The following is a 17715-nucleotide window of genomic DNA, read 5'->3' as shown; positions in this document are numbered from 1 at the left end:
CACTAGGCTCCCGCCATCAATCTCGAAGAAAGGCCCGGAACAATGGCCGACCAGCCCAACACCACCGACGAGACCACCCCGACGACCGACGACGACAAGGACGGCCTCGTCCAGCCGGACAGCATGAACCCGCACATCGTCCCCGAGAAGACGTCCGACGAGGACGGCGAGTAGCCGATGACACCCGGAACGGGCGTGGTCTTCCGGAGCGGCCGCGCCCGTTCCTCAGCCGGGTGACATCTGTGCAAAATGGACCACATGTTCGAGCAGACGTGCGCGGAGCTGACGCGCGCCGCCATCGACCGGGACGACGAGCGGGCCTTCGGGAGACTCCTCCGCCAGGTGCATCAGGCGGCCACCGTGATCCCCGTGGCGGAGCTCACCGCGGGGGTCCGGCTGCTGGCCCAGGGCGTCGCCGAGGCGCCCCTGGACTACGCCGCCTCGCTCGCCGTGATGAGCGGCATGATCGTGGAGAACGGGGCCGACGCGGACGCGCCGGGCACCGCGGTGATGGGCCGCCTGCTCGAGGTGACGACCGGCGCGTTGACCTTCGCCGACGCCTGGGCGAAGGCCGCGGGCGGCGAACCGCCGGACCCGGCCGAGCACCAACCGTCCCGCGAGGTCTGGGACGTCGTACGGCCCGGGCTCGGCGACGGCGCCGGACCGGCGATGGAGGCGTGGTGGTCGCTGCCGAGGTTCGCGCTGGCGGCGTCCACGGTGCTGTCGGTGTCCCCGATGGTGCGGGCCTCCGTGCCCGACCGGGAGACGCTGGCGGCCGCGGTGGACCGGGCCGAGGATCACTGCGGTCAGCTCACCTACGTCCGCGACCTGCTGCGGGTCCTGGACGGTGAGCGCCTGCTCGTGCTCGACCGGGCCAGCGGACGCGGCTGGACGGTCGTCATCGGCGGGATCGGCGACAACTTCCAGCTGCACACCCTGCTCGCCGGCGAGCTCATCCGACCGGACCGGCTGCCCGGCCAGGCCCCCGACCCGCGCTGGGTGGGCTCATCCCTCGACCAGGACGTGCCGCCCGGCACGCCGGCGGTGACCGGCCAGTGGAACCTCGTCGACGTCGACGGCGAGTGGATCTGGAACGAAGGCGTCCCGGCCGACATCCCCGAGGTCGGCGGCACCCGTGTCGTGGTCCTCGACCCGCCGCCGTACGAGCGGTCGTGGAACCCGGGGCGTCGCTTCCCGCAGATGCCGGCCTCGCTCTTCGTCGAGGCGGCGCACGACCCGGCGAGCCTCCAGGGCTGGTGGCAGCGGGTCAGGCCGGCGACGACGCGCCCGACCGGCTGAGCGCCGCCGCTCGTGCTCAGTGGCCGTCCTCCAGGGCGTCCAGGAACTGCTTGGCCCACAGGTCGACGTCGTGCTCGATCACCCGTTTGCGCATCGACCGCATCCGGCGAGCGCGTTCCGCCGGGCTCGCGTGCATGGCCTCCCACATGCGGTTCTTCGTGCCGCCGATGTCGTACGGGTTGACCAGGAAGGCGCGGTGCAGCTCCCGGGCCGCGCCGGCGAACTCGCTGAGCAGCAGGGCGCCCTTGAGGTCGGACCGGCAGGCGACGTACTCCTTGGCCACGAGGTTCATGCCGTCCCGCAGCGGCGTCACCACCATCACGTCCGCCGCCAGGTAGAGCGCGACCAGCTCCTTGCGGGTGTAGGACGTGTGCATGTAGTTGATGATCGGTGCGCCCAGTTCGGAGTACAGGCCGTTGGCGCGGCCGACCTGCTGCTCGATATCGTCGCGCAGGATGCGGTACTCCCGGACGCGCTCCCGGCTCGGCGTCGCGACCTGCACGAACACCGCGTCACCGCTCTTGAGCCGCTCGTCCTCGAACAGCTCGGTGAACGCCTGCAGCCGCTGCTGGATGCCCTTGGTGTAGTCGAGGCGGTCGACGCCCAGCAGCAACGACGCCGGGTTGCCGAGGTCCTCGCGGATCTGGACCGCGCGTTCCTGCACGTCCGGGTCGGCGGCCAGGGTGATGAGCTCGTTCGCGTCCACCGAGATGGGAAAGTGGTCGGCGCGTACGACGCGGTCCGCGATCGCCACCTCGTGGCCCTGCGTCTTCAGGTCGAGGAAGCGGCGGCACAGCCGGACGAAGTTGGAGGCCGCGTCGCGGCTCTGGAAGCCGACGAGGTCGGCGCCCAGGAGGCCGTACAGGATGTCGCGCCGCCAGGGCAGTTGCTGGAACAGCTCCATCGGCGGGAACGGGATGTGCAGGAAGAAGCCGATGCGCAGGTCGGGGCGGAGCTCGCGCAGCATCTGAGGGACGAGCTGGAGCTGGTAGTCCTGCACCCAGACGATCGCGCCCTCGGCCGCGACCTCGGCGGCGGCGCGGGCGAACCTCCGGTTGACCCGCTCGTAGAACTCCCACAGGCTCCGCCGGTAGACCGGCTGCGCGATCACGTCGTGATACAGCGGCCAGAGCGTCGCGTTGGAAAAGCCCTCGTAGTAGTACTCGACGTCCCGCGCCGACAGGCGTACGGGGATCAGGGACAGCCCTTCGGCCTCGAACGGCTCGAGGTCCTCATCCGGGGCGCCATGCCAGCCGACCCAGGCTCCCTCGCGACGCTGCATGACCGGAACGATGGCGGTGACCAGCCCACCGGGGCTGCGCCGCCACGAAGCCGTGCCGTCACCGTCAGTGACCCGATCGACCGGTAGACGGTTGGCGACAACGACGAACTCACTCTTCTTGGACACATCCACGCCCCATACTTCCCCCAAATATCGGGTCTTGACCCTGATGGGCGATTTATGTGGCGATGGTCATGCTGACGCCCTCCTGTGGCCATCGAGACGTCACTCGACGGCTACAGGAACCCAGGCGCGGTCCCGGCTCAGGACCCGTCGATCAGCTGGGCCAACCTCCTCGGCTCGAAGGTGATCTGGTCGAAGGTCGCCGAACAGCCGTCCCCGACGGGCGACTGGGCGAAGAAGCCGTACGACGGGGCGCCGGAGGCGTACAGGGCGAAGTGGCGGATCAGCCGCCAGTACCGCCCGTCGAGCGAGGCGTGGAAGGCGTACGCGGAGTCGACGCGGGCGACGCGGAGCCAGACGTGGTCGCCGGTCACGACGAAACCGCTGGCGCGGTCGGAGGCTCCGCGGGTGACGACGGAGACGGTCTCGGGCTCGTTCTGCGCGGACATCTCCAGGCCCAGCTTGGCCCACGCGCGGTCGTTGAGCCACACGAGCAGCCCGCCGGCGTCGTGCGACCGGTAGTGCCCCACCGACACGCGGGCGCTGAGCAGGAAGTCACCCTGCGCGTGCGCGAGCAGTTTCGGAGCGTCGAGCACCTCGCCGGTGCGCTGCGGGCTGACGAACAGGTCCGTGCCCGGCCTGGCGCCGATCACGAAGCCGTCGTCCTGCGGAAGATAGGAGCCCGCGGCTCTCCCGTCCCACCGCAGAGACACGGGAATGCGCGGAATTCCGACCTGCTCCGCTGTGTGCGTCACACCCGTCTCCTTCGCGTACGGGAACAGCGTTCGGGAACGCTCCAAAAATACGGCGCGAACAGGCGGTCCGTACATAGTGAACTTTGTCGCGGGTCATAAGGGTCACGTCCCGGACGGGGCATGCCGGGGCGGCGGCTAGCCTTCGCTGGTACGGGCGGGACCTGCGGTCCCTCGAAGGGAGTCGTCGAAGTGGATCCTCGTGTTCGCCGGGTGCGGGAGGCCGACGTCGAGGCCGTGGTGGCGTTGGTGCACGCCCTGGCCGAGTACGAACGGCTGTCCGACGAGTGCACGATGACCCCGGCCCAGCTGCACTCCGCCCTGTTCGCCCCGGAACCGGCACTGTTCGGGCACGTGGCGGAGGCGGACGGGGAGATCGTCGGCTTCACGCTGTGGTTCCTGAACTTCTCGACCTTCGACGGGGCGCACGGCATCTACCTGGAGGACCTGTTCGTCCGCCCGAACCATCGGGGTACGGGCCTGGGCCGCGCACTGCTGACGGCACTGGCCGAGGAGTGCGTCCGGAAGGGCTACTCCCGGCTGGAGTGGTCGGTGCTGGACTGGAACGAGCCGTCGATCGGCTTCTACGAGTCGCTGGGCGCCGCACCGAAGGACGGCTGGACGGTGTACCGCCTGACCGGCGACGCCCTGACGGCCGCCGGAAAGGACACCCTCACCCGGCCATGACCGTCGCCGGCGGGCATGTGGTGGGCGTCACATCGCGGAGGTGTCACGTCGGCGCCGAGCCGTTTGTCCCATGGGCGTCACCGGCACCACGGTGACCCACGGCTCGGGAGGGTAAAGCAATGGAGAACGACCACCGCGTCGTCGTCCTAGGCGCCGGCTACACGGGCATGATGACCGCGATCCGCCTGGCCCGCCGGACTCGGCGCGCCGATGCACGAATCACCCTGGTCAACCCCTCGGAACGGTTCACCGAGCGGCTGCGGATGCACCAGCTCGCCGCCGGGCGGCACCTGGCCGACCACCGCATTCCCGACCTGCTCGCCGGCACCGGCGTCTCCTTCGTACGGGGCACGGCCACCGCCATCGACCCCGACGGCCGCACGGTGGTGGTCGACGACGGCGCGACGACGCTGGACTACGACACCCTGGTGTACGCCCTGGGCAGCTCGGCCGACACCAGCCGGGTGCCCGGCGCCGACGCCCACGCCTTCACGCTCGACAGCCCGCGGACCGCCGTCTCCTTCGCCACCCGGCTCGGCGAGCTCGCGGCGACCGGCGGCAGTGTCACGGTCTGCGGCAGCGGCCTGACCGGCGTCGAGGCGGCGACGGAGATCGCCGAAGCCCATCCCGGCCTGAACGTCACGCTGGTCGGCCTCGATGAGCCGGGCGCGATGATGAGCGCCAAGGCACGTGCCCACCTGCACCGGGCGCTCGACCGCCTCGGCGTCACCGTCAAAGTGGGCGCGCGGGTCACGAAGGTGCTGCCCGACGCCGTCGAGCTGGAGACCGGCGAGGTCCTCCCCTCGGACGCGTGCCTGTGGACGGCCGGCGTCACCGCGTCCTCGCTCGCCGCCGACGCCGGGATCGCCGTGGACGAGCGCGGCCTGATCCTGGTCGACGCGACGCTGCGTTCGGTGTCCCACCCCGGCGTGCACGCCGTCGGTGACGCCGCCGCGGTCCGGTTGCCCTGGGGACGGATCCACGGCACCTGCCAGAGCGGCCTGCCCACCGCCCAGTACACCGCCGACACGATCGCCCGGCTGCTGCGCGGCAGGCCGGTCCGGCCGTTCCGGTTCGGCTACGTCCACCAGCCCGTCAGCCTCGGCCGGCGTGACGCCGTCATCCAGTTCACCCACGCGGACGACACCCCGCGCCGTGCCTACCTCAAAGGCCGCGTCGCCGTCCGGTACAAGGAGACCGTCAGCGCCAGCCCGGTCAAGGTGTACCGGCTCAGCAGGCGCATGAACGTCAGTGTCACATTCTTCAAGGGCGGCCGCGCCACCCGCGACCGGGCCCGACGCACGCTGTTCGGGACGCCGGGCTCATCGTCCGGCTTGGAAGTATGAGCCGATGACCGACGCGACGCCCGATTCGGATCCGTACATCGAGCATCGGCGGCTGCTGTTCGCCACCGCCTACCGCATGCTGGGCAGCGTCACCGACGCCGAAGACGTCCTCCAGGACGCGTGGCTGGCCTGGAACTCGACGGACCGCGCCACGATCCGCAACCCCAGGGCCTATCTGGTGCGAGCGGTCACCAACCTGTCGCTGAACCGGCTCACCTCCACCCGGGTGACCCGCGAGACCTACGTCGGCCCGTGGCTGCCCGAGCCGCTGCTCACCTCGCCCGATGCCGCCGCGGACGCCGAAAAGGCCGACACCATCTCCACCGCGATGCTGGTCGTGCTGGAGACCCTCAGCCCCGTCGAACGCGCGGTCTTCCTGCTCCGCGAGGTCTTCGGCTACTCCCACGGCGAGATCGCCGACACACTCGACCGCCCCGAACCGACCATCCGCCAGATCGCCCGCCGCGCCCGCGAGCACGTCCGGGACCGCCGCCCCCGCTTCGACACCGACCGTGCCGAGCGGGAGAAGGTCACCGCGCGGTTCATCGCGGCCTGCGCGGGCGGCGACCTGAACGCGGTCATGGAACTGCTCGCGCCCGACGTGACCGCCTGGACCGACGGCGGAGGCAAGGTCACCGCCGCCATCCGGCCCCTGCACGGGGCGAGCCAGGTCTCTCGCTGGATCCTCGGTGTCCTGGCCAAGCCCGAATCGGCCGGTATCGTCCCGGAGCCCACTGTCATCAACGGCGAGTTGGGCTTGTTGTGCACCATCGAGGGCGTCCCCGTCGCCGCTCTCACCTTCGACATCGCCGACGGCCGGCTGCACAACCTTTGGTTCCAGGTCAACCCGGACAAACTCCATGGCCTACGCGCCGGGCACGGCATGGCCTGAAGGACACACGCCGACCCGCCAGACGGAGCCGCTGGCCAGACGGAGCCGCCGGTCAGACGGGGTCGCCCGGAAGGCCGGCGAGGGACAGGCGCGGGCCGAGCCACAGGTGGAAGGAGCCGGCCGCGTTGAGCCAGGCCGTCGTCGTGGCGGCGAACTGCTCGCTCGTCACGCCGCCGCCGATGTGCGTCGTCGCCTCGCTCACGATGATGACCGTGCCGTCGTCGTCGGTGGCGGTGTAGACCTTCAGGCCGACGGTGTCGCGGTTCCACTCGTCGAGGACGGCCCGGAGGGCGGGTTTGTCGTCCACGGTGAAGAAGCGGTCGTAGATGGTGCGGGCGGCGTAGACCTCGCCGTCTCCGTCGAAGGTGAAGAAGAGGCTGTAGCACTGCCATCGCGTCGCGAGACGCCCGCGCGTGTCACGTATGCTGGCGACCTGAAGTCGCTCAAGAATCCGCTCAATACGATCGAGATCGGGCCTAATGACACCCGACTGGGGCATTTCAGACGCCGGACTCGGAGGCTCGTCTCCCACTGTTCTCGCTCCCCTTCTGCTGACGGCAATGAGATTGTGCCGTACGTAAAGCAGTGTCGTGCCCGCACCGCGCTATCTGTGGAAAAGCCCCGGGCTATGCCGGGAAAGCTCCGGACGATCCATCGTCACTCGGGGCGAAATATGCCGTTGTAGCGTCGAACGGGACATAAGTCGCGATATGCGTTTATCGGGGGCACAACGAGTGGCGATCGCGGTCGATGAGGGGATTGCGAATCCCGCGGTCGAGCGGGCTTCGGAAGCGACGGTACGCCCCGGTGGCGCCTGGAGCTCCGATCGGTCGGATCGGCCCTGCCCCAGCACGGGGCGTACCCCTAATTAGCTGTCATGCGCTACGGCGTGGCAGGTCAGGCGTCCGCGGCGGTCAGCTCGATGCGCGCCACCTCGACGCAGTTGCCACCGTTACCACTGCGGCTGCTCTTCTGCCACGTGACCTTGGTCTCGACGCAGTTGCCGCCGTTGCCGCTGTGGCTGCTCTTGCGCCACGAGGACGCAGGCCGTGGGTTCGTCATGTCGCGAACACCCTTCTTATCGTGAGAGTTCCTTCACCTTCTCGCGAATCAACGCCGCAGAGTCACCGGTGTTGACCGCGGCCGAGCGGAGATGGTCGAAAATGAGGCGCCCTTGCTCTGTGTCGGCGGGCTTCTCCAGATAGACACACCCCACCAGGTGTTCGATGTATAGCAGGTCCGGATAGCCGTCGAAGGTCAATAGAACAAAAGGTCCATCAATCGCGGCATGAATTCCGGCCCGGTATGGGAGCACTTGGAGCGACACATTCCCGAGTTCACCGAGGTAGAGCAGGTGCTCCAACTGCTTGACCATCACCGAGGGGTGTTCGACGACACGGTTGAGAACGGCCTCGTCGATCACCGCCCAAACGTGCAGTGGGTTCTTGGACTCGGTCACGCGCTTCTGCCGCGCCATGCGCACCTCGACGCCGGCGTCGACCTCATCGGTCGGGCGCGACTGGGCGCCGAGCAGGATCGCGCGGGCGTACTCGGGGCACTGGAGGATGCCGGGGATCACCTGAGCCTCGTAGCCACAGGAGGTGCGGGCCTCGGCCTCGAACGCCAGGAAGTCGATGAAGCCCTTCTTGACCTTGTCGCTGTACTCGCGCCACCAGTCGCGCTGGCGGGCGCTGCGGGCGAGCAGCACGAGCTGCTCGCGCTTGTCGCCATCGACGCCGTACGTCTCGCACAGCTCCATGACCTCGCCGGAGGTGATCCGCATCTTCGCGGTCTCCATGCGGCTGATTTTCGATTGCTCCCAGCTCATGTTCGCCGCCACCTGCTCGCCGGTCATTCCAGCCTGTTCTCGCAGGTGACGAAGCTCTCGCGCGAGCTGCCGCCCGCGGACCGTGGGGGTGTACGGCATTGCTTCCTCACATAATGCGCTGAATCACTTGCACTGGATCATCATTCTGGGCCAGAGTGTAATCGCACGACTACAGAACGCTTCAATATCCAAGTTATCCACCAAGGGCTGGGCGGGCCGGCGTGACCGCCCGGTGATCGACGTCAGTCGAGCACGCCGAGGCGCACCGGCGCAGCCCGCAGACCGCGGCAAGGAGGACGTTCCTCCTGGCCGCTCCGCGGAGCCGCGACTCTGGGCTCCGCTTGGGGAGAGCCGAGTCCAGGGTCGCGGTTCCTGACCAGACCGAGAAAGGGTCGCCATGGAGGAGTATCCGGACGATCGCGTACTCATATGGCGCCGATCCTTTCCCGGCTTGGCCGAGCACGTACGCCAAGCGCGCGAATTCGCCGGTTTTCTCCTGGCCGACCTGCCGCGCGTGGACGACGTCGTCCTGGTGGTGAGCGAGTTCGCCGCCAACGCGCTACGACATACCGCCTCGGCCCGGCCGGGAGGCCACTACACCCTGGAGGTCCGCCGCTGGCACGACGGCGCGTCGGTGTCACTGACGGATGAGGGCAGCCGCAAGGTGCCCCGCGTCCCCGACCTGGGCGACCTGGCCGAGTGCGGCCGCGGCCTGCAGACCGTCGAGGCCATAGCGTCCGAGTGGCACTGGACCGGCGACTGCCGCGGACGCACCTTCACCGCCACCTTCCTGACCCGAGCCCACGCCGTACTGGTGTCGTCGATCAGCCCGTGCGAGGTCTTCGGCGACGACCTGCACCCGGCGGCCGTCCTCACCTCCGACTCCGCCCTGTAGACCCCGGGGCCGCATCCCTTTCCCGCGCCCCTCGCTGCGGGTGTTCTAGAGCAGCAACTCGGCGAGTTCGTCGAGCAGAGCCGTCACCCGCCCGGCCCGTACGTGATCCTCGACGACGCGTGCGATGACCTCATCCGCCGACCGCCCCGCCCGCGCGAGCACCGCCCGCCGCGCCGACTCGCTCAGCCAGACCCGAGTACGCCGCCGGTCCGCCGCGTCCGGTGGCGTCTCGATCAGCCCACGCTCCTTCAGCCGCGCCACCGACTCGGAGACGTGACTCTGCGCGAACCCGGTCCGTACCTTGATCTCGCTCACCGCACTGCCCGGATGCTTCAACACGTCTTCGATCACCGCGACCTCGGCAGGCGTCAGCGCCGCGTCACCCGCGGAGGTCGTGACCTCCCGGGACAGGTCGATCAGCCGCTTGCCCAACCGGTGCATCCGCACGCCGTCCATGCCGTCGAGGGTATATCGGCGCAGATACATCGGTGCCGATGTACCCTGGCATGGTCGAGAGGAGCGGGACCATGGATGCCTCACCGCTGAACGGTGTCGGCGGCACGTCGCTGGGGGTGGCACGCGCACGGGCGTGGGAGAGCCGCCGCCCGGACCGGCTGTTCGACGACCCGTACGCCGCGGAGTTCGTCGCCGCCGGCGGTTCCGGTGGCCGGGCGCCTCTCTCTCCGGCACGGGCCCGGCTGGCCTTCCACGTCATCATCCGCACCCGCTTCTACGACGACTTCCTGCTCGCCGCCTGCGACAGCGGCTGCCGCCAGGTCGTGCTGCTGGCCGCCGGCCTGGACACGCGCGCGTACCGCCTGCCGTGGCCGCCCGCAGTCACGCTGTACGAGCTGGACCTGCCGGAGGTGCTCGCCTTCAAGGACCGGGTGCTGGCCGGTGCGGGGGCCGAGCCCCGCTGCGCACGCACCGCCGTACCGGTCGACCTGCGCGAGGACTGGCCCCGACGGCTGACCGACGCCGGCTTCGGCGCGTCGGCGCCCACGGCGTGGCTGGTCGAGGGCCTGCTGGTCTACCTCAGCCCGGAGGACGCCGACCGGGTGCTGAGCCGCGTCGGCGCGCTGTCGGCCCCCGGCAGCCGGATTTCCCTAGAGCGCAACAACGCCGCCTCGGTCATCGCCGAAGAGGACCGCGGCGGTATCGAGGAGTACGCCGAGCTGTGGCAGGGCGGCGTCGGCGACACCGCCGGCCGGCTTGCCGGCGACGGCTGGCAGACCGAGGTGCATGAGCTGGCCGATGTGGCCGCCTCGTACGGCCGGCCCGCCCCGAGCTCCTCCCTGAGCGGGTTCCTCACCGCCACCCGCTGACCTTCACGGCAGCGCGTCGACCAGAGCGGACGTCACGTCCTTGGTGGTCGCCCTGCCGCCGAGGTCGCGAGTACGCAGGGCCGGGTCGGCGGTGACCGTCTCGATCGCGGTCAGGACGTCGGCCGCCGCCTTCTCCCGCCCAAGGTGGTCGAGCATCAACGCGCCGCACCACACCTGCGCGATCGGGTTGGCCACCCCACGCCCCGCGATGTCCGGGGCCGAGCCGTGCACCGGCTCGAACATCGAGGGGTTCCGCCCGGTGGGATCCAGGTTGGCCGACGGAGCCACGCCCAGCGATCCGGACACGGCCGCGGCGATGTTGCCGAGGATGTCACCGAACAGGTTCGAGCCCACGACGACGTCGAGGTCCTCCGGATGGGTGATGAACCGCGCGGTGAGGGCGTCAACGTGCATCCGCTGCCACTTCACGTCCGGGTACGAGGCCGCCACCTCGGCGGTGACCTCGTCCCAGAACGGCATCGTGTGCATGATCCCGTTCGACTTGGTGGCCGAGACCAGCGCTCCACCGCGCTGGCGCGCCAGGTCGAAGGCGTACCGCAGCAGCCGCTCACACCCGCGCCGCGTGAAGATCGACTCTTGTACGGCCACGTCGCCGGCCGGGGTCGCGAACCGCCCGCCGACGTCGGAGTACTCCCCCTCGGTGTTCTCCCGCACGATCGCCACGTCGAACGCCTCGCACCCGCGCAGCCGGCTGGCCAGACCGGGCAGCAGCCGCACCGGCCGGATGTTCACGTACTGGTCGAACGCCCGCCGAATCGGGATGAGTAGCCCCCACAGCGAGATGTGGTCAGGCACGCTGGGCGAACCGACCGCGCCGAGGAAGATCGCGTCCGTCTCACGGAGCCGGTCGATGCCGTCCGGCGGCATCATCGCGCCGTGCTCGGTGTACCAGGAGCAGCTCCATGGCAGCTCACACCAGCTCAGCGCGAAGTCGTGCCGCGCGGCGACCGCGTCGAGCACCCGCTGCGCCGCGGGCAGCACCTCCTTGCCAATGCCGTCACCCGGAATCGCCGCGACGAGGTGCCCGTCGACGCCGCTCACGCGACCACCGCCGGCGCGGTCACCCAGCGCATGAGCCGCGGCTTGCCCGCGCCACACACGATGTTCACTGTCGGTGCGAGCGGGATGAGCTCCTCATCGGAGCCGAGCCGCCACCGCCCGTGCCCCTTGCCCAAATCCGTATTGATTTTCAAGGTCACGGTTGCACTCCTGGGGGGACCCACATCTCGGCGACCGGGGCAAGTCACCATATCTTGCCGCCTCACCTCTTCACCAGAGTTTCCGCAGGCCAGAACGTTGCCCGACGCTCGCGCGGGTCGCGAAGGCGTCGCTGGCCCCGCACGCCATCCGTGAGGGATGCAGACGGCTCTGGCGCGCTTGACAGCCAAGTTCTGTCCTCGCGGTAGGTGCCGGTGCAGGTTCCGCCTCGGTTACGTAGGGCGACGGGCGTGCGGAGGATGCGGGCGCATGACGCCATTGCCGCAGTCGAACTTCTCGGCAACCTGGCGAATCTCCAGCCCTGGTCGTACAGGCGGGCGGTGTCTTCGGCCCACTGCCGGTCGGCCTCGTCCAATGTCGCGTCCTGTCGGCGGCGGGCAGCCGGATCTCCTTCGAACGCAACAACGCCGCCTCGGTAATCGCCGAAGGGGACCGAACGGACATCCACGAGTACGCGTCACTGTTGAAGGGCTGCCTTGGCGAGGACACCGCCGGTTGGCTGAACGCTCACGGCTGGGTTACGAAGGTCCACCACCTGACCGATGTAGCCGAGTCGTACGGCCGCCCGACGCCGAGCAAGTCCCTCAGCGGCTTCCTCACCGCCATCCGCAAGGCCTGAAGATCTACGCTGGCGATCTACTCAGGCGCGGCGACCGGACAGCCGACGCAACATTCCGCCGCCGGCTCAATGCGTTCGAACTCCCCCTTGCCGCGATCATAGATGCACGCAATGCCGAGCGCCTTGAGTAGGTCGGCCATATCCTCCGAGGGCCGCGCCGGAAGCAGAATCGCCCGGCGCTTGGTTTGCGCATATCTGCCATAGTCAAGGATCTGACCGATCGCAAGCCTAATATAGACCCGCGCCGCCGACGATTTGGCTTCAATCAGCTCATCCGCCGTAACGTCGAGTAGATCACTGCGCAGAGGAGCCACATGCGCGGCGGACTTCATTGTTCGCTGCATTACCTTATGGCCTCGCCTCTCAAGCCAGTCGGCATAGCGACGAACAAGTTTAGACTCTCGACGCTCTGCCTCCGTGACTGACCCGGCACCGTTGACCAGGAAGGTATCGGCCTTGTGCGCGTCTAGATCCACGTCCTTCACCGTCAGAGTCGGCTCGGGTGTGGCCGCGAGCACACCAGCGGGAAGCAATCTAAAGACGATGGCGCGGCGCATATTAAGCAGAAGATCGGGACCGTCTTCGAACCGGAAGGGGCGTTCGCTGTCGATAGCATATTCACCGACGTAACGAACTAGAGGTCCCTTGACCTCCTGAAAGAGCCGCAGCGACTTGCCGTCCTCTTTGTGACGTAGCAGAGCTGCGTTACCTCTTACAAAACGCTGATCACCTATTTTACCTTCTCCTGTGTAGGCATAGCTGCCATCCGGCCGCGGACCATCACGATAGCCGTACTGCTGGCCTCCCTTAGTTTCGAAGAGCAAGATATCCGCGGACTTCCGGGGCATCGAAATGCCGCCCTGAGTTTGACCACCGCACCGGCGGTGGACCTCCTGCCTCACCAGTTCTTCGCCCTCACGGATCTCCCATGACATAGGAGACAAGCTACGCCAAAACGGGCCATCTGCCCGTAAGCCTGCTGTGCCCGTGATCTGTCAGTGGATGCCAGTACGGTGCTCACGTGGCCAAACTCTTGCCAGGCGTCTACGAGCACCTGATCACGACCGAGATCCTTCGCGGCCTTGACACGGTCAGCAGCGACCTTCTGCAGCAGGAAAGGCTGGAGCAGGGGGATGCCACCCAAGTGTTGGTTCGGCATCTCACCGGGTTGGCGCGGCGCGCGTTGGAGATCGCTGCTGAGACCGACAAAAACAAGGACTCACTGGCAGCGCAGGTCAAGGTAGCTAACGGCATCGCCCAGGCCATCGGAGTTCTCGTAGCCGAGTCAGTGACGGAAGAGGACCACATCGCTGACGGACATGCCGTTTTGCTGGCGATCGCCGACGGCCGTCGTCCGGATGGCACCGTCACCTTCCCCGAGCGACCTGACGTTCCTCTCTCGACGAGCGCGCTTCTCGTGAACGGCCGTGACCAACCTCAGGTCGGCCCGGAGGTGATCAAGGAGCTCGCCTCGGCCGATCAGGTTGATCTGCTCTGCGCCTTCATCAAGTGGCATGGCCTGCGACTGATCGAGGATGCACTACGTCGCTTCACCGAGCGTGGCGGCAAGCTCCGCGTGATCACGACGACCTACATCGGCGCGACCGAACGCAAAGCGCTCGACCGGCTCATCGAGCTTGGCGCTGACGTCAAGATCAGCTACGAGACGCGAACAACGCGACTCCACGCCAAAGCGTGGCTCTTCCATCGCGGCTCTAGCCTCGACACGGCGTACGTCGGATCCTCCAATTTGTCGAAGACCGCCATGACCGACGGCAAGGAATGGAACGTCCGGATTGCCCGTGCCGAGCAGCCGCACCTGCTCGAGACGTTCCGTGCCACGTTTGAGGAGTACTGGGCCGATCCTTCCTTCGAAGCGTACGACCCTGAGCGCGACGCGGAGCGTCTCGACCTGGCGCTGACGAAGGAGAGCGGCGGCCCAGCCGATCTTCCTCTCCAGATCACCAACATCGCGGTGAATCCCTATCCCTACCAGCGCGAGATTTTGGATGAGCTCCAGGCAGCACGTGAGCTCCACAAGCACTGGCGGAACCTCGTGGTGATGGCTACCGGTACCGGCAAGACCGTGGTTGCCGCCTTGGACTACAAACGGCTCGTCGCCCAGGGCGCCGTCAACTCACTGCTCTTCGTCGCCCACCGGAAGGAGATCTTGGAGCAGAGCCTGCTGACGTTCCGCCAGACGCTCCAGGACGGCGCTTTCGGTGAGCTGCTCGTTGATGGTCAGCGCCCACAAGAATGGCGGCATGTCTTCGCGTCTATCCAGTCGCTGGCACGTCTGCCGATCGAGCCAGAGCGGTTCGACATGGTCATCGTCGATGAGTTTCACCACGCCGAAGCAGCCACCTACGCCCGGCTACTCGGCCACCTCCAGCCGAAGGCGCTGCTCGGACTGACAGCGACCCCTGAACGTACCGACGGCGCCGACATCATGCATTGGTTCGATGGAGGCAAGCCGGCTGTTGAACTCCGTCTTTGGGAGGCTTTGGAGCGAGACCTCCTGGTGCCCTTCCATTACTTCGGCATCCATGATGCGACCGACCTGTCGACGATCACGTGGCGGCGGGGCACCGGCTATGACGTCGCGGAGCTGACCAACCTCTACACCGGGCATCACGCTCGTGTAGCGATGGTGATCCAGGCCCTAACCGACAAGCTCGCCAGCCCGCGCGCCATGCGCGCCGTCGGTTTTTGTGTCAGCATCGCCCATGCCGAGTTCATGGCCGACCAGTTCAATCGGAAGGGCATCCCTGCTGTCGCGGTTACCTCGGCGACCGACCGCAGCGACCGTGAGCAGGCACTGCGAGATCTACGTGAGCGCAAGATCAACGCTGTCTTCACCGTGGACCTGTTTAACGAAGGCGTCGACGTGCCCCAGATCGACACCGTTCTTTTCCTACGGCCGACCGAGAGCGCGACCGTCTTCCTCCAGCAGCTCGGGCGGGGGCTGCGCTTCGCAGAAGATAAGCCCTGTCTCACCGTGCTGGATTTCGTCGGCCGCCAGAACACCAACTTCCGCTTCGACCTGCGCTACCGCGCCCTGACCGGAGACAGCGCTCGCCAGCTCGAGCGCGACGTGACCGATGGGTTTCCCACGCTCCCGGCAGGTTGCCATATCGATCTCGACCGCGAAGTTAGCAAGCTCGTACTGGAGAACCTCAAGCAGGCGATTGGCCAAAATAAGAGGGCGATCGTTGCCGAGATTCGTAGCCTCGCCGAAAAACGCCTGATTGAATTCCTGGACGAGACACAGATCGAGCTCGAGGACCTCTACCGAGGATCTCGGGGAGGATGGGTCGGACTCCGCCGAGACGCTGGCGTCGAAAAGCGCATCCCTAGCGATCCCGTCGATGACAAGGCCCTCGCGTCGAGCATTGGGCGTATGTTGCACATTGACGACCCCGAGCGAATCACCTTTATACAAGACATCTTCTCTAGTGAGAAGCCACCTCAAGTGAACGGCTTCGACGCGCGTCAGCGTCGTCTCCTGGCGATGCTGCATGCCTCCATCGATAGCAGCCAGCCGCTGAGTTCCCTCGAACACAACATTGCTCGGTTCTGGGGCAACCCTGCGCGCCGGGAGGAGATCCTCGAGATCACCGAGGTCCTCTCGGCCAGGCTCCACCGCATCACACCAGCACTGACTGAGGCGATGCACATCCCCCTTCATCTCCACGCCACCTACACCAAAGATGAAATCCTCGCCGCGTACGGTATGGAGAAGCCACGGTCCTGGATGGCTGGCGTCCGCTGGATGCCGGACGAGCAAGCGGACCTCTTCTTCGTCACTATTAACAAGACAGAGCAGCACTTCTCCCCGCAAACCATGTACCGCGATCGAGCCGTCAGCCCGACCGAGTTCCAATGGGACTCACAACACACGACCGCGGAGACATCAGCGACCGGCCAGCGATACATCAACCACGTCGCGCGGCAGTCGACCGTTCACTTGTTCATTCGCGAGAACAAGGGAGATGCATACACCTACGCCGGTCCGATGCACTATCAGGACCACGAGGGCGAACGCCCCCTGCATATTCACTGGAAGTTGGCCAATGATCTCCCCGCTGACGTCTTCCGGTACGCCAAGGTCACGGCCGGCTGAGGTTGTGCAGGCCAGGTTTGCCGGCGGTGTAGAGCCACTTCTGGAAGAGCGGGCGGAGGTTCTTCTTCGTGTAGTGCTGGGCGAAGGCGATGAACTGTGCGGTGGTGGCGTTGCCGTTGCGCTCGGTCTTGGGCCAGTCCTTCACCAACTGGAAGAACGCGGTGTCGCCGATGGTGCGGCGGAGCTGGTGCAGGGTCATCCCGGCGCGGAGGTATGTCAGCGGGTCGAAGATGTGGTCGCGGCCCGGCTTGGCGACCTTGCCCTTCCACACCGTGGCCGGGGAGCGGTAGGCCGCGTCGAACATCTGCTGGGCGGTCTTTCCGCCGTGCTGTTCGGTGTACAGCCATTCGGTATAGGTCGCGAAGCCCTCGTTCAGCCAGATGTCCGACCACTGCGCGGGGGTGACGGTGTCGCCGAACCACTGGTGGCCCAGCTCGTGGGCGAGCATGAACGCGGGCGGCAGGCCACCCGCGCGGCCGGTGGCGTACACCGGGCGGGTCTGGGACTCCAGGGCGTAGCCGACGTTCGGAGCGAGCACGATGATGCCGCCGGCTGAGGAGAACGGGAAGCCTCCGTACAGCTTCTGCTCCCATTCGATGTCGTCGCCGGTGACCCTGTTGAGCTGGTTGGCTGCATCGGCCACCGTCTGGCCACCGGTGGTGGCGATCGCCTTCGGGTCGACGGCGGTGATGTTGCGGAGGCCGCTCTTCGTACGGGTGTCCCGGACCTCGAAGTGGCCTATGGCGATCATGACCAGTTCGCTGGCGGTCGGTTCGGGGTTCGTCCAGCGGAAGGTCGTGGTGGCGCCTTGAGTCTGTTCGCCGGCCGGTTGGCCGTTGGCGAGGACCTTGAGCCCCTTCGGCACGGTCACGGTGAAGTCGTACGTCGCCTTGTCGCGCAGGCTCTCGTTGACCGGATACCAGGTCGCCGACCCGGTCGGCTGCGACAGCGTCACCACGCCGTCGTGTCTGGGGATCCAGCCGGAGACGCCGAGCGCCTTATCCCTGATCGGCTTCGGGGTGCCGGCGTAGGCGATCTCGACCGTGAACTGCCGGCCCTTGGGGAGGCCGCTTCCGGGGGTGATGACGAGTTCCTGTCCGCCGGTTTGCTCGTACGTGGCGGGGCGCCCGTCGACCGTCACCTTCGAGACCTTCAGCGGGTCGCGCAAGTCCAGGTCGAACCGTGAGAGGTCCTGCAGGGCGCTGGCTCGTATCTTCGCCGTGGCGTTGATGGCCTTCGTGTCGGCGTCGTAGGTGAGGGAAAGGTCGTAGTGCTGGGCGTCGTAGCCGCCGTTGCCCATCTTCG

19 protein-coding genes are annotated in these 17715 nt (G+C 67.4%); 9 read left to right on the top strand and 10 right to left on the bottom strand.

Translation table 11 applies throughout. From position 1 onward, the window contains the following. The first annotated feature begins 42 nt into the window (after nt 1-42). Entirely contained in the window at nt 43-174 is a 132-nt protein-coding gene (locus QSK37_RS46715) for a hypothetical protein (RefSeq protein WP_285635164.1), read from the top strand. A gap of 84 nt (nt 175-258) precedes the next feature. After that, nucleotides 259-1299, top strand: a complete 1041-nt coding sequence (locus QSK37_RS46710; RefSeq protein WP_285635161.1) for a hypothetical protein — start codon at nt 259-261, stop codon at nt 1297-1299. A gap of 16 nt (nt 1300-1315) precedes the next feature. Here the strand turns inward: QSK37_RS46710 and QSK37_RS46705 are convergent, their stop codons facing one another. Both QSK37_RS46705 and QSK37_RS46700 read right to left on the bottom strand, forming a co-directional pair. Continuing rightward, on the bottom strand, nt 1316-2707 hold the full coding sequence (locus QSK37_RS46705; protein ID WP_285635158.1) for an alpha,alpha-trehalose-phosphate synthase (UDP-forming): 1392 nt from the start codon (nt 2705-2707) through the stop codon (nt 1316-1318). A 137-nt stretch (nt 2708-2844) separates the two neighbouring features. Next, nucleotides 2845-3459, bottom strand: a complete 615-nt coding sequence (locus QSK37_RS46700; RefSeq protein ID WP_285635155.1) for a DUF1349 domain-containing protein — start codon at nt 3457-3459, stop codon at nt 2845-2847. A 189-nt stretch (nt 3460-3648) separates the two neighbouring features. Between QSK37_RS46700 and QSK37_RS46695 the strand changes: the two genes are divergently transcribed. From QSK37_RS46695 to QSK37_RS46685, 3 genes are all read left to right on the top strand, one after another. Beyond that, the gene (locus tag QSK37_RS46695; protein WP_285574588.1) at nt 3649-4143 is read left to right on the top strand and encodes a GNAT family N-acetyltransferase; all 495 of its coding nucleotides are present in this window, start codon (nt 3649-3651) and stop codon (nt 4141-4143) included. Between the two features lie 119 nt (nt 4144-4262). Continuing rightward, entirely contained in the window at nt 4263-5489 is a 1227-nt protein-coding gene (locus tag QSK37_RS46690) for an NAD(P)/FAD-dependent oxidoreductase (protein WP_285635152.1), read from the top strand. A 4-nt stretch (nt 5490-5493) separates the two neighbouring features. Continuing rightward, nucleotides 5494-6381 (top strand): RNA polymerase sigma-70 factor, encoded by an 888-nt coding sequence (locus QSK37_RS46685; RefSeq protein WP_285635149.1) that lies wholly within the window; start codon nt 5494-5496, stop codon nt 6379-6381. 52 nt (nt 6382-6433) lie between these two features. Here the strand turns inward: QSK37_RS46685 and QSK37_RS46680 are convergent, their stop codons facing one another. The 3 genes from QSK37_RS46680 to QSK37_RS46670 all read right to left on the bottom strand — a co-directional run bounded on the left by QSK37_RS46680 (nt 6434) and on the right by QSK37_RS46670 (nt 8308). Beyond that, nucleotides 6434-6880, bottom strand: coding sequence for a type III secretion system chaperone family protein (locus QSK37_RS46680; RefSeq protein ID WP_285635146.1), 447 nt, complete (start codon nt 6878-6880; stop codon nt 6434-6436). A gap of 398 nt (nt 6881-7278) precedes the next feature. After that, nucleotides 7279-7443 (bottom strand): DUF397 domain-containing protein, encoded by a 165-nt coding sequence (locus QSK37_RS46675; protein WP_285635102.1) that lies wholly within the window; start codon nt 7441-7443, stop codon nt 7279-7281. A 16-nt stretch (nt 7444-7459) separates the two neighbouring features. After that, the gene (locus QSK37_RS46670; RefSeq protein WP_285574575.1) at nt 7460-8308 is read right to left on the bottom strand and encodes a helix-turn-helix domain-containing protein; all 849 of its coding nucleotides are present in this window, start codon (nt 8306-8308) and stop codon (nt 7460-7462) included. Nucleotides 8309-8660: 352 nt separating this feature from the next. Here QSK37_RS46670 and QSK37_RS46665 point away from each other — a divergent pair, with 352 nt between their 5' ends. Then, nucleotides 8661-9104 carry an ATP-binding protein gene (locus QSK37_RS46665; protein ID WP_285635099.1) on the top strand — a complete coding sequence of 148 codons (444 nt, stop codon included), beginning with the start codon at nt 8661-8663 and terminating at the stop codon, nt 9102-9104. 45 nt (nt 9105-9149) lie between these two features. Here QSK37_RS46665 and QSK37_RS46660 read toward each other — a convergent pair whose 3' ends face one another. Next, nucleotides 9150-9560 carry a MarR family winged helix-turn-helix transcriptional regulator gene (locus QSK37_RS46660; protein ID WP_285635096.1) on the bottom strand — a complete coding sequence of 137 codons (411 nt, stop codon included), beginning with the start codon at nt 9558-9560 and terminating at the stop codon, nt 9150-9152. Between the two features lie 71 nt (nt 9561-9631). Here QSK37_RS46660 and QSK37_RS46655 point away from each other — a divergent pair, with 71 nt between their 5' ends. Next, nucleotides 9632-10429 carry an SAM-dependent methyltransferase gene (locus QSK37_RS46655; RefSeq protein ID WP_285635093.1) on the top strand — a complete coding sequence of 266 codons (798 nt, stop codon included), beginning with the start codon at nt 9632-9634 and terminating at the stop codon, nt 10427-10429. Between the two features lie 3 nt (nt 10430-10432). On the opposite strand, the gene QSK37_RS46650 is transcribed toward QSK37_RS46655, so the two are convergent. Both QSK37_RS46650 and QSK37_RS46645 read right to left on the bottom strand, forming a co-directional pair. Further along, the gene (locus QSK37_RS46650; RefSeq protein WP_285635090.1) at nt 10433-11491 is read right to left on the bottom strand and encodes a tartrate dehydrogenase; all 1059 of its coding nucleotides are present in this window, start codon (nt 11489-11491) and stop codon (nt 10433-10435) included. Next, nucleotides 11488-11649, bottom strand: coding sequence for a LamB/YcsF family protein (locus QSK37_RS46645; protein WP_285635087.1), 162 nt, complete (start codon nt 11647-11649; stop codon nt 11488-11490). Before QSK37_RS46645 ends, QSK37_RS46650 begins: the two co-directional genes overlap by 4 nt. 482 nt (nt 11650-12131) lie before the next feature. Between QSK37_RS46645 and QSK37_RS46640 the strand changes: the two genes are divergently transcribed. Next, nucleotides 12132-12287 carry a hypothetical protein gene (locus QSK37_RS46640; RefSeq protein WP_285635084.1) on the top strand — a complete coding sequence of 52 codons (156 nt, stop codon included), beginning with the start codon at nt 12132-12134 and terminating at the stop codon, nt 12285-12287. A 17-nt stretch (nt 12288-12304) separates the two neighbouring features. Here the strand turns inward: QSK37_RS46640 and QSK37_RS46635 are convergent, their stop codons facing one another. Further along, a complete protein-coding gene (locus QSK37_RS46635; RefSeq protein ID WP_285635081.1) occupies nt 12305-13222 on the bottom strand; it encodes an SRA domain-containing endonuclease in 918 nt (305 codons plus the stop codon). A gap of 86 nt (nt 13223-13308) precedes the next feature. On the opposite strand from QSK37_RS46635, the gene QSK37_RS46630 reads away from it, so the two are divergent. Then, on the top strand, nt 13309-16410 hold the full coding sequence (locus tag QSK37_RS46630) for a DEAD/DEAH box helicase (protein WP_285635078.1): 3102 nt from the start codon (nt 13309-13311) through the stop codon (nt 16408-16410). Here the strand turns inward: QSK37_RS46630 and QSK37_RS46625 are convergent. Beyond that, on the bottom strand, nt 16397-17710 hold the full coding sequence (locus tag QSK37_RS46625; protein WP_285635075.1) for a M1 family metallopeptidase: 1314 nt from the start codon (nt 17708-17710) through the stop codon (nt 16397-16399). The two genes, QSK37_RS46630 and QSK37_RS46625, sit on opposite strands and share 14 nt — an antisense overlap. Between the last annotated feature and the right edge of the window lie 5 nt (nt 17711-17715).

Origin of the sequence: Actinoallomurus iriomotensis, assembly GCF_030269445.1 — a bacterium.
Classification (GTDB): Bacteria; Actinomycetota; Actinomycetes; order Streptosporangiales; family Streptosporangiaceae; genus Actinoallomurus; species Actinoallomurus iriomotensis.
This window is presented reverse-complemented; position numbering and strand designations above follow the sequence as displayed.